Annotated in this window: 8 protein-coding genes and 2 pseudogenes; 2 read left to right on the top strand and 8 right to left on the bottom strand. The window is 68.3% G+C overall.

All coding sequences use genetic code 11. From position 1 onward, the window contains the following. Positions 1-124, top strand: a pseudogene (locus AC5P9I_RS15650) (IS110 family transposase); the annotation flags it as partial. Between the two features lie 82 nt (positions 125-206). Here AC5P9I_RS15650 and plsB read toward each other — a convergent pair. From plsB to AC5P9I_RS15625, 5 genes are all read right to left on the bottom strand, one after another. Then, the gene (gene plsB, locus AC5P9I_RS15645) at positions 207-2843 is read right to left on the bottom strand and encodes a glycerol-3-phosphate 1-O-acyltransferase PlsB (RefSeq protein WP_049470526.1); all 2637 of its coding nucleotides are present in this window, start codon (positions 2841-2843) and stop codon (positions 207-209) included. Next, positions 2843-3796 (bottom strand): hypothetical protein, encoded by a 954-nt coding sequence (locus AC5P9I_RS15640; protein WP_187756891.1) that lies wholly within the window; start codon positions 3794-3796, stop codon positions 2843-2845. Before AC5P9I_RS15640 ends, plsB begins: the two co-directional genes overlap by 1 nt. Positions 3797-4111: 315 nt before the next feature. Continuing rightward, complete coding sequence (locus tag AC5P9I_RS15635; protein ID WP_049470533.1) at positions 4112-4933, bottom strand: S1 family peptidase; 822 nt, start codon at positions 4931-4933, stop codon at positions 4112-4114. A gap of 218 nt (positions 4934-5151) precedes the next feature. Next, a complete protein-coding gene (gene pyrF / locus AC5P9I_RS15630) occupies positions 5152-5877 on the bottom strand; it encodes an orotidine-5'-phosphate decarboxylase (protein WP_049470536.1) in 726 nt (241 codons plus the stop codon). Next, the gene (locus AC5P9I_RS15625) at positions 5874-6797 is read right to left on the bottom strand and encodes a 5'-nucleotidase, lipoprotein e(P4) family (protein ID WP_049470541.1); all 924 of its coding nucleotides are present in this window, start codon (positions 6795-6797) and stop codon (positions 5874-5876) included. The genes pyrF and AC5P9I_RS15625 overlap by 4 nt, the downstream gene beginning before the upstream one ends. Before the next feature lie 101 nt (positions 6798-6898). Between AC5P9I_RS15625 and AC5P9I_RS15620 the strand changes: the two genes are divergently transcribed. Continuing rightward, positions 6899-7549, top strand: a complete 651-nt coding sequence (locus AC5P9I_RS15620) for a YceH family protein (RefSeq protein WP_049470542.1) — start codon at positions 6899-6901, stop codon at positions 7547-7549. 73 nt (positions 7550-7622) lie between these two features. Here the strand turns inward: AC5P9I_RS15620 and AC5P9I_RS15615 are convergent. From AC5P9I_RS15615 to AC5P9I_RS15605, 3 genes and pseudogenes are all read right to left on the bottom strand, one after another. Beyond that, positions 7623-7922 (bottom strand): annotated as a pseudogene (locus AC5P9I_RS15615) (hypothetical protein); the annotation flags it as partial. Positions 7923-7989: 67 nt separating this feature from the next. Next, entirely contained in the window at positions 7990-8517 is a 528-nt protein-coding gene (locus AC5P9I_RS15610) for a GNAT family N-acetyltransferase (protein ID WP_064237366.1), read from the bottom strand. Between the two features lie 54 nt (positions 8518-8571). Continuing rightward, positions 8572-10548: a UvrD-helicase domain-containing protein gene (locus AC5P9I_RS15605; RefSeq protein ID WP_049468492.1), complete on the bottom strand. Its 1977-nt coding sequence runs from the start codon at positions 10546-10548 to the stop codon at positions 8572-8574. Between the last annotated feature and the right edge of the window lie 10 nt (positions 10549-10558).

The following is a 10558-nucleotide window of genomic DNA, read 5'->3' as shown; positions in this document are numbered from 1 at the left end:
TTACGCTGGCCTGAAGGCCAAGGGCAAAGCGAGCAAGGTGGCGCTCGTGGCGGTCATGCGCAAAATGCTGGTGATCCTAAACGCCCGTAAGCGGGACGCCGAGGTGGCCCTCGGCTGCCCCTGACAAGACAGTTGCTACTGCTTCGCCCCGGTAGATGCCACCCCGGGTTGGCATGCCGTTCGCCGGGCAGGACCCGGCGCTGCCTTCAATCCTGCGGCGCAGGTTCGTCCGGGCGGGCCGCTTCCGGGCTGACCCGCTCGATGGTGTGGCGCAGCTCGCGACCCAGGATGAACTTGGCGTCCTTGGCCCAGGCGTCCAGGCGCTCGTCGAACAGCAGCTTGCTGTTCTCGTCCGGCCACACCAGGCGCAGTTCGCGCAGCTTCTGGATGAAACCGCGGAACAGGGCCTTGTCGAAGAACTCCGGCGCGGCCGGTGCATAGAGCAGGCTCAGGCGCTGCGCGGCCTGCTGGCACAGGCTCTCCAGCTCGGCGGCGCCAAGCACGCCCGGGCCGTTCTTCACCAGCACCGAAATGGCGATGTAGTAGCGCTCGAACGCCTGCTGCAGCGAATGGCCGATCGCACGCAGGCGGAACACCTCGTCGGTCTGCCCGGTGTTGCGCGCCAGGATGCCGCCATCGTCATCGTTGACGTTCTGCAGCAGGCCCTCACGCACGAACACGTCGATGGTGCGGTCGATGCGCTGGGCGAACTCGTCCTCGCTCCAGGGCAGGAACAGCTCCGCCTGCAGGAACGGGTAGACCGTGCGCCCCAGCTGCACCAGGCCGGTGCGGCTCATGCGGCGGTTGTTCTGGAAGCAGCACGCCACCCACGACGAGGCGGTGAACAGGTGCACCACGTTGTTGCGGAAGTAGCTGAGCAGCACCGCGGTGTCGCCGCTGACGCTGAGCACATCGCCCAGCGGGTGCTTGATGCGGGTGAGGACGTTGATTTCCTCGGCGTGGGCGATGATCCGTTCCGGCGAATGCGGCGTCACCGTCACCCGGTCCGAGTACGGCATCTCGGCCAGCAGGGTCTTGCACAGCTCGATCTGCGCGATCAGGTCGGCCTCGCCCATCGCGTGCTTCGGCGTGGACAGCAGCGCCAGTGCCAGCAGGTTGATCGGATTGACGTCGGCGGCGCCGTTGATGCGCACCTGGATGCGCTCGGCCAGCGTATCCACGGTGGTCGACAGCCAGGCCGGCTTCTCGTCCTCGGACACTGCCTCGCCCTTCCATTCCGGCGCCTTTTCGGCCAGCACGTCGTTCAGCGCGATCGGCTCGCCGAAGTTCACCACCACCTGGCCGTAGTTCTGCTTGAGCACCTTGGGGATGCCCCACAGCAGCGACCAGATCGATTCCTTTTCCTTCGGCCGGCCGGACAGTTCGTCCAGGTAGCTGCCGCCTTCCATCAGCTTCTCGTAGCCGATGTAGATGGGCTGGAACAGCACCGGCTTGCGCGGCTGGCGCAGGAACGCACGCAGCGTCATCGAGATCATGCCGCCCTTGGGCTGCAGCAGGCGGCCGGTGCGCGAGCGGCCACCTTCGACGAAGTACTCCAGCGAATAGCCGCCGGCCACCAGCTGCGCCACGTATTCACTGAGCACCGCCGAGTACAGCGCGTTGCCACGGATCGAGCGGCGGATGAAGAACGCACCGCCCTTGCGCAGCAGGGTGCCGACCACCGGCAGGTTCAGGTTGATGCCGGCCACGATGTGCGGCGGCACGATGCCACGGTCGTACAGCAGGTAGGACAGCAGCAGGTAGTCCATGTGGCTGCGGTGGCTGGGCACGTAGACCACTTCATGGCCCGGCGCGGCGGCCTTGAACTTGTCCAGGTGGTGTACCAGCACACCCGCATAGATGCGGTTCCACACGTGGCTGAGCATGAAGCTGGCCGAGCGCACTACCGGGCTGGAATAGTCCGCAGCGATTTCCCAGGCGTAGGCGTGGGCCTTCTTCCAGGCATCGGCTGGCTTCGAGTTGTCGCGCTTGGCCTGTGCGGCGATCGCTTCGCGCACCGGCTCGGCGGCCAGCACCTGGTCCACCAGCAGGCGCCGGGTCGACAGGTCCGGGCCGATGACCGATTCACGGATGCGGCGGAAATGGGTGCGCAGCACGCGCTGCAGCTTGCGCACCGTGCGTTCCGGCTCCAGGCCTTCGTCCACGGTGCTGCGCAGCGAGATCGGCGGGGCGAAGCGCACGATGGTATTGCGCCCGTTCAGCAGCAGGCCCAGCAGGCGGCGGAAGCGGCCGACCAGCGCCCAGTTTTCCGAGAACAGCACCGCGAACCAGCCGCTCTGCTTGTCCGGCGCGCGGCCGACGAAGATCGACACCGGCACCAGGTGCACGTCCAGGTCATCGCGCACGCGGTGCGCCTGCAGGACCTTGGCCAGCGAATCGGAGTGGGTCTTGGCGCCGCGCTGCTCGGGAATCAGCGAATTGCTGGAACTGCGCCGCGACAGCGCCAGGTAGGCGCGCTTGCGCCCGGTCGGATCACCGGCCAGCGGCACCAGCGGCGACGGCAGACCGGCCTGGCGGCAGGCCTTGTCCAGGATCAGCGCGTTGGACAGGCCGTAGTCTTCCAGCACGTACATGACCGGACGGCCATCGTTGTACTGGCCCGGGTCTTCCGGTTCGATCTTCAGCGACAGCCACGGCTCGACCAGGCGACCGAGCAGGCGCGCCCACAGCGGGCGGCGGCCGGCCGAGCGCGCGTGCGCGGGCGGCGGTACCGGGTTGGGGCCGGTACCGGTCGAGGGGGACGCCGGCACCGTATCGGCGAGCGTCGACTGGGATTCTTCGCCGGGGAACGGCAGCGGGTTCTGTTTCGACATCGGCGCCATTATGGCTTAGGCGGCGGCGTTGCTGCTTCCCCACCCTCGGCAGGGGCCTCAGCCGGCGACGGCGAGGCCGCAGCGCGGGCCGCGTCGGCCTTGCGCAGCAGCGCATCGGTGTCGGCCAGGGTGCGGGTCAGGTACCAGTGGCCTTCGCGGCGGCTCAGCGGCAGCTGCAGGCTCATCTCACGGCCGGCCAGGTCGTAGTGCAGGCGCACCAGCGCGTTGTCGCCCTCCACCGAGAGCAGCTCGCCACGCACGCTGCGCAGCGCGTCGTCCACGCCCAGCCCGTAACTGCCGAGCACCGCCTTGAGGGTGTGGATGAACGGCGCCAGCTGCTGCAGGCTGCCTTCCATGCCAGCGGCCTGCAGGCCCGCCTCGTCGTCGAAACCGACCTTGCCGGCCGCGCCGACCAGCGCGGCGATGGTGCTGCGTGCACGGGCGCGGTCGCTGATCGGCGCGCCCTGCGCCCAGACGGCAAGGGTTTCCACCAGTGCGATGTAGTGCGCCTGCTGGCCGGGCGTGTAGCCCTTCTGATGGCGCAGGTACTGCACGCCGAAGTTGCCCATCGACTGTGCAGCCTGGCGCACGGCACTGGCCTGGCCGGCCAGCTGGCGGTCGAAGCTGCGCTGCAGCTCGGCGCTGGCCCCGGGCTTGCGCAGTGCGGCCAGCATCGGCAGCAGCTGGTCACCCAGCGGCAGTTCGGTCAGCGGCCACTGGCTGTGTCCCTCGGCCCAGGCCTGCTGCAGGCGCTGGTACTGGCCTGGCGGTACCGACAGCTTTGCGTAGCCGACCAGATCATCGTCGGCCAGGCGCAATGCCATCGCCTGCACGGCCGCCACCGGCTCGGCCGCCGGCCTGGCCGGGTCGTTGCCAGGCTCGCGGCACGCCGCCACGACCAGCAGCAGCATGGCTGCCAGCCCCCACCCACGCGCAGACCTTCCTCGCACCGCCACTCTCATGCACTCGGACTCCCCGGACCGGCCCGCATCTTGCGGCCTGCGACGTGACAGCAGCAAGCCGTGCGGTCACGTTTCCAACCACGGGGGTCAGGTCCCTTCTGCCCGCAGGCAGAAGGAATCTGACCCCAGAGCCGCCACCGGGATAAAAAAAGAGCCCGGATCACGGGGATCGCAGGCTCTTCAAGCCGGCACGAGGCCGGAGGACAGTGTTGTGGCGCATGTCCGGTCAAGGACCGGATGGCGGCGATCCTACGCTGCCGCCCAAGTTAAGGCAACACTTTACGTAATGCATCGTATCTACTTGATTTTAATGGATCAGTCTCGTTGCCAAACCGCCTCAATGAAATCTACGGCATGTTTTTCGGCGATTCGGGCATAAACCCCGGGATAGCCGGCCAGCGCGCACCCCTCGCCCCAGCTGACGATGCCGAACTGGGTCCAGCCCTCGCGCAGGCGCAGCAGCAGCGGGCCGCCGGAATCGCCCTGGCAGCTGTCCACGCCTTCACGGCCAGCGCAGATCACCTTGCCGCGTGACAGTTCACCGCCGTAGGCCTGCTGGCAGTCGCTGAAGGACACGAACGGCACCTGCGCGGTCTGCAGCTGGGTGGGGTAGATCCGGCCATCACCGATGTCGGTGTCGCCCCAGCCGATCACGGTGAACTCGCGGCCCGGCTTGAGGTAGCTGGCGTCGGGCCGCAGCCGCAGTGCCACCGGCTGTGCGCCATCCAGGGGCGCGCTCAGCTGGACCAGCGCAACGTCGTGTTCGAGCGAATTGCCGCTGTTGAAGGCCGGATGGACGTGGATCGCCTTGACGTTGGACGGTCGCGGCGCGGCACCGGTGGAGAGCGTGGCCTGGCCCCCCAGCACCGCCAACCCCATCGGCTGCTCGCCCTGCAGGCAGTGCGCGGCGGTGAGCACCCAGGACGGTGAGATCAGCGTTCCGCCGCAGAAGTGGCGGTCATGATCCGAATCGCCGTCGAAAATGCCCTGGATGCTGACCATGAACGGGTACTCGCCGGCGAGTGCCGCTTCGCCGCCGATTACGCGCGGCGCATCGCGCACCTGTGGCGCAGCGAAGGCGGGTACGGCGGACGCGGCCAACAACAGGCCGATGAACAAAGAGGTGCTGCGATACATATCCCTGTACTCCTCTATCAATGGTTGGAACCGGCGCGGCCGCGGTCCGTGCCGGTGCATCGATTGGGGAGCAGGGATGAAGCCTGCAGCGCGAACGCGCGCACAGTTTCGGCGCAATGCGCTGCCTGCGACAGTCGCAGGCCGACAAATGCGAACGCCATCCCGCATGGATCGGAATGGCGTGCGTGGTGCCGGCGTGACCGGCGTCAGCAGTGGGCTCAGCGTGCAGCCAGAGCCGACGCGATTTCCTGCTGGATCGCCCGCGCTGCCGCTTGCGGATCGGCCGCCAGACGGATCGGGCGACCGACCACGATGGCATCGGCGCCATCGGCAAAGGCCTGGGCCACGCCGACGGTGCGCTTCTGGTCATCGCCAGCCGGACCACCGGGGCGGATACCCGGACAGACGATCGAGAACCCGCTACCGGTCGCGGCGCGGATCGGTGCAGCCTCCTGGCCCGAGGCGATCACGCCATCGACGCCCGCTGCCTGGGCGGCCAACGCGCGTTCGACCACCACGTCCACCGGCTCGCGGTCGATGCCCATCTGCGCCAGATCGGCGCGCCCCATCGAGGTCAGCACGGTCACCGCCAGCAGGCGCATGTCGCTGCTGTTGGCGGCCGCGCAGGCCTCCATCATCGCCGGGTGCCAGCCATGGATGGTGGCGTAGCTGACCGGCCACTGCGACAGGCGCTTGATCACCGCCGCCGCGGTGGCTGGAATGTCGAAGAACTTGAGGTCGACGAACACGCGCTTGTCGCGGCGGGCCAGCTCGTCCAGCACCTGGAAGTACTCGCCGGAGGCGAGCAGTTCCATGCCGATCTTGTAGAACGCCACGCTGTCACCGAGGCGATCGACCCAGTCCAGTGCCTGCACGCGATCAGGCACGTCCAGTGCGAAGATCAGGCGCTCGTCATCGCGCAGCGGCAGCGGTGCGCGGCTCACGGGGCGTAGTCCAGGGCGGCGCGCTTGGCGTCGTGGCGGGCCTGGCGCGACTGGCTGTAGTCGTTGTTGAACTGCGCCGGCTCGAAGCCGCCGTAGGTCGGGTTGGGCAGCATCCACCAGCGCTCGCCGAACCAGTCGTGATACTGCTGCAGCAGCGCGTCGCGGCCTTCATTGGTATTGGCGGTGACTTCGACGAAGTCACCCAGCTGGTCGCCGAACTGCATCAGCACGCGGTACTTCTGCCCGGCCAGGCGGCGTCGGCAGTTCTTCTCGCTGCCGGCCTGCTCGCACCCCGGCACCACCGTGCCCAGGCCCAGGAACACGCTGTCATCGGCCACCGGCAGGCCCTGCTCGCGCAGGTTGGCCAGCGTCGCGTCCTTCAGGTGCACGGCGCGGTTGGAGATGTACAGCAGGGTCACGCCCTTGGCGTTGGCGGCCTTGGCGAAATCAACCACGCCGGGAATGGCCTTGGCCTTCTTTTCAGCCACCCACTGGTCCCAGCTCAGCTCGTCGTATTCCTTGCCATCGCGCACCAGGCGCGCCTGGTAGGGCGAGTTGTCCAGCACGGTTTCGTCCACATCCAGCACCACCGCCGGCTTCAGGCCCTTGGCATCGTTGCCGCGCTCTTCCGGCACCAGCGCATCCCAATGGGCTTCCTTCAGCGCCACATCCAGATGGTCGGCGGCGGCACGGTAGGTCTGCTCGGTGATCGCCTTGTACTCCTGCGCGCGCTGCATCCACAGCACCGCATTGAGGTTGTCGTTGGCCGTGGCATCGAGCGCGCCTTCGGCCTTGGCAGCGGCAGCGGGCGCCTGCGGGGCAGCGGCTTCGGCGGCAGGCGCCTCCACGCGCTTGCAGGCGGACAGGCCCAGCGCCGCGGTAGCGAGCAGGGTCAGGGACAGGGAAACGGGACGACGCATGGATTCACCGGCAATCAGATATACCGGCGCATTTTACCGGCAAAGGCGGCCCCGGGACGGCTATGCTTGGCGGTTGACCCGTTGCCCTTCCGGAGGCCGCCATGACCGATTCCAGCCAGACCCCCGACGTCCCCCTGCTCGACGCCGTGCAGGCCCGCCTGCTGGGCTGCCTGGTGGAGAAGGAGGCGACCACGCCGGACACCTACCCGCTGACGGTCAACGCCGCCCAATCGGCCGCCAACCAGAAGACCGCCCGCGAGCCGGTGATGAACGTTGATGCCGGCACGGTGCAGCACGCGCTGCGCCAGCTGGAGGCGCTGGGGCTGGCCCGCCAGCACTTCTCCTCGCGGGCAGACCGCTACGAGCACCGCCTGCAGGCAGCGCTGGACCTGACCCGGCAGCAGACCGTGCTGCTGGCACTGCTGCTGCTGCGCGGGCCGCAGACGCTGGGCGAGCTGGTCACGCGCAGCGAGCGCCTGCACCGCTTCGCCGACACCGACGAAGCCCGCCATGCCATCGAGCGCCTGCAGCAGCGCGCGCTGCTGGTGGTGTTGCCGCGTGCCAGTGGCCAGCGCGAAGACCGCTACATGCACCTGCTGTGCGGTGAAGTGGATGGCGCGGCGCTGGCGGCGAAGTACGCCAGCAGCAGCGGCAGCAGCGATGCGGCCGAGCCGGGCCTGGCCGAGCGCGTGGCCCAGCTGGAAGCAGCCGTGGCCGAACTGCAGGCGCAGCTGGCCGAACTGCGCGGTTGAGCGTCGACATGCGCAGGTAGTGCCGGCCGCTGGCCGACATCTGATCATGCCGGTTGCCGGCCAGCGGCCGGCACTACCCGACGTCGGCCGCACCCGGCGTGGCATACAGCCGGCTCGGGCTGTCCACGCCCGGCAGCTGGACCACCCCGCGCTCCTGCATGCCCAGGCCCAGCAGGTAGGCAAACACCGCCCGCGCCGCCTCACCGGCATAGCCCTGCCCGGGTGCGGCGGTAGTGCCGGCCGCACCCGGCGTGGCATACAGCCGGCTCGGGCTGTCCACGCCCGGCAGCTGGACCACCCCGCGCTCCTGCATGCCCAGGCCCAGCAGGTAGGCAAACACCGCTCGCGCCGCCTCACCGGCATAGCCCTGCCCGGGTGCGGCGGTAGTGCCGGCCGCTGGCCGGCATCTGGTCATGCCGGTTGCCGGCCAGCGGCCGGCACTACCCGACGTCGGCCGCACCCGGCGTGGCATACAGCCGGCTCGGGCTGTCCACGCCCGGCAGCTGGACCACCCCGCGCTCCTGCATGCCCAGGCCCAGCAGGATCTTTCCGGACACCACATTGTCCAGGTCGGTGATGCCATACAGATCGCGCAGGCCCAGCTCGCCACGCGCATAGGCAAACACCGCCCGCGCCGCCTCACCGGCATAGCCTTGCCCGGCGAATTCGGACAGCACCGCATAGCCGATATCCGGTCCCGGCAGGCCATCGCGCCGCACCAGCCCGGCGTTGCCCAGCCACGCGCCATCGGACAAGCGCTCGATGGCATACATCCCGTAGCCGTGCAGCGCATAGGCCGGCAGCACCCGCGCCGTGGCGTAGTCGCGTGCCTCCTGCGCCGTACGCACGCCGCGGTCACCGATGAAACGCAGGAAGCCGGGGTCATTCAACAACGCCAGCATCGGCACCGCGTCGCGGTCAGGATCGATCCGGCGCAGGCGCAGGCGTTCGCTTTCAATGGGATGCACGCGCGGATCTCCAATGGAAAAACCGATTGTAGGACCGTGAGCCGGGGTGCCGGATCAATCGAACAGCGCCTCGATCGCCGCCAGACCCGCCGTTGCCCGCTCCTTCTTGCGCGCCGCATCGGCGACCGGATCGGCACCATCGCGCTGGATCTCCTCGGCCGGAATTTCCTCGAAGAACCGGCTGGGCTTCAGCCGTACATGCTCACCGAACTTGCGGGTGAGCTTGCTGTAACTCATCCACAACTGGATCTTGGCGCGGGTGATGCCCACGTACAGCAGGCGGCGTTCTTCCTGCAGGTTGCCCTCATCCAGGCTGACCTGGTGCGGCAGCACGCCGTCTTCGCAGCCGACGATGAACACATAGGGGAACTCCAGGCCCTTGGAGGCGTGCAGGGTCATCATGCGCACCTGGTTGCCGCCCTCGTCCTTGTCGCTGCGCGACAACAGCGCCAGCTGGCCGGCCAGGTCGGCGGCGGTGGCACCGCGTGGGCCGCCCTCGAACCACTGCGCCAGTTCCTCGATGTTGTTGGCGCGGCGCTGGTAGCTGGCCTCTTCCTTGGCCTGCTGGCGCAGTTCGCTGAGCAGGCCCGATTCCTTGGCCACCTTGCGGATCATGTCGCCGGACGTCACCTGGCGCATCTGCGCCCGCAGGTCGCGCAGGATGTCGGTGAAGCGCGCCAGGCTGTTGGCCGCGCGCGGCGGCAACTGCTGCAGGGCGCCGATGGTCTCGGCCACATGCGCCATCGGCATGTCCTTTTCCTGCGCCAGCTCGGCCAGCCTGGCCAGCGTACCGGCCCCCACGTCGCGCTTGGGCGACTGCACCGCGCGCATGAACGCGGTGTCGTCGTCCGGGTTCACCAGCAGGCGCAGCCAGGCCAGCGTGTCCTTCACTTCCTGGCGCTCCAGGAACATCGTGCCGCCGGTCAGGTGGTACGGGATGCGCAGCAGCTGCATCGCTTTTTCCAGCGGCCGCGACTGGAAGTTGCCGCGGAACAGGATGCAGAAATCACTCCACGGCACCTTGCGCGACTGCGCCACGAAGGCGATCTCGGCCGCGACCTTTTCCGCTTCATGCTCGCTGTTGCGGCATTCCCACACGCGGATGCGCTCGCCGTCGGCCTGGTCGCTCCACAGTTTCTTCAGGTGCTCGTGCGGGTTGTTGGCGATCAGCGCATTGGCCGCGCGCAGCACGCGGTTGGAGCAGCGGTAGTTCTGCTCCAGCTTGATGATCTCCAGGGCGGGGTAATCGCGCCCCATCTGCTGCAGGTTTTCCGGGTTGGCCCCGCGCCAGGCGTAGATCGACTGGTCATCGTCCCCCACGCAGGTGAAGTTGCCCTTCTCGCCGGCCAGCTGCTTGAGCAGGCGGTACTGCGCGTCGTTGGTGTCCTGGCATTCGTCCACCAGCAGGTAGCCGATGCGCTCGCGCCAGGCCAGCGCGATCTCCGGGTTCTCTTCCAGGATCTGCACCGGCAGACGGATCAGGTCGTCGAAGTCGACCGCGTTGAACGCGGTCAGCCGCAGCTGGTAACGCTCGTAGACGCTGGCCGCTTCCTTCTCGCGGTTGCTGCGCGCGGCGGCCATCGCCTGCTCGGGCGACAGGCCGGCGTTCTTCGCACGCGACACCAGGTTCTTCATGTCCTCGATGTCATCGGGCTTGGCCCCGTGCATCAGGTCCTTGATCTGCGCGGCGGCATCATCGGCATCGAAGATCGAGAAACCACGCTTCAGGCCCACGGCGGCGTGCTCGATCTGCAGGAACTTCAGGCCCAGCGCATGGAAGGTGCAGATGGTCACTTCGTCGGCGTCCTGCTCGCGCAGGCGCTTGGCCACGCGCTCGCGCATTTCCTTGGCCGACTTGTTGGTGAAGGTGATCGCGGCGATGCGGCGCGCCGGGTAGCGGCCACAGCTGATCAGGTGGGCGATCTTCTCCACGATCACGCGCGTTTTGCCGCTGCCGGCGCCGGCGAGCACCAGCAACGGGCCTTCGATGTGCAGGACCGCGGCAGCTTGAGGGGGATTGAGACCGTGCATGGAGTGGGGA

The organism is Stenotrophomonas sp. YJH_SMC_29 (genome assembly GCF_059371235.1).
The sequence above is the reverse complement of the archived record's forward strand: the minus strand, read 5'-3'. Positions and strand labels throughout refer to the sequence as shown.